Origin of the sequence: Streptomyces spinosisporus, assembly GCF_022698145.1 — a bacterium.
Classification (GTDB): Bacteria; Actinomycetota; Actinomycetes; order Streptomycetales; family Streptomycetaceae; genus Streptomyces; species Streptomyces spinosisporus.
This window is the reverse complement of the sequence record NZ_JALDAX010000067.1, coordinates 1-569: the sequence shown is the minus strand read 5'-3', so window position 1 is coordinate 569 and position 569 is coordinate 1. Positions and strand designations below refer to the sequence as shown.

Annotated in this window: 1 protein-coding gene; it reads left to right on the top strand. The window is 67.1% G+C overall.

The window, feature by feature from the left end:
- The coding region (locus MQN93_RS43730) for a TetR family transcriptional regulator C-terminal domain-containing protein (protein ID WP_242713923.1) at positions 1–454 on the top strand (454 nt) is incomplete at its 5' end.
- Positions 455–569 lie beyond the last annotated feature (115 nt).

Below are 569 nucleotides of genomic sequence, written 5' to 3'. Positions count from 1 at the left end.
GGAACGCCAGCAGCAGCTCCTGCGACGGCTCAACTCCTTCCGTGGCCTGGAGCGCTGGCGGGATGCGGTGGTGGAGCGCAACGCGCTCCGCAACGGCGCGTACGGCTGCCCTCTCGGCTCCCTGGCCGGCGAACTGGCCGATCAGGACGAGGTGGCGCGCAAGGACATCGCCCGCCACTTCGCCACCTGGGAAGGGCTCCTCGAGGCCGGACTGCTACGGATGAAGGACTCAGGAGTCCTCCGCGCAGACGCGGACGCCGCAGAGCTCGCCACCGGTCTCATGGCCGCTCTCCAAGGCGGCTACCTCCTCGCGCAGACCGCCCAGGACGTCAAACCCATGAGGATCGCTCTCGACATGGCGATCGCCCATGTCAGGGCCTATGCCGCGCCCACGCCCGACGAAGGCTCCAACGCATCCGGCAACGTGCCCGAAGGTGAAGCGCGAGGGCGCTGACCCTCGCCTCATTCCTCGCCCCCTGCCGTCGGCGGAGCTCCTCAGTTCCCTCTCCCAGATGTGCGCACCCTTCCATGAAGAGGACTATTTAGTCCGAAAAAATGGACGATCCTGA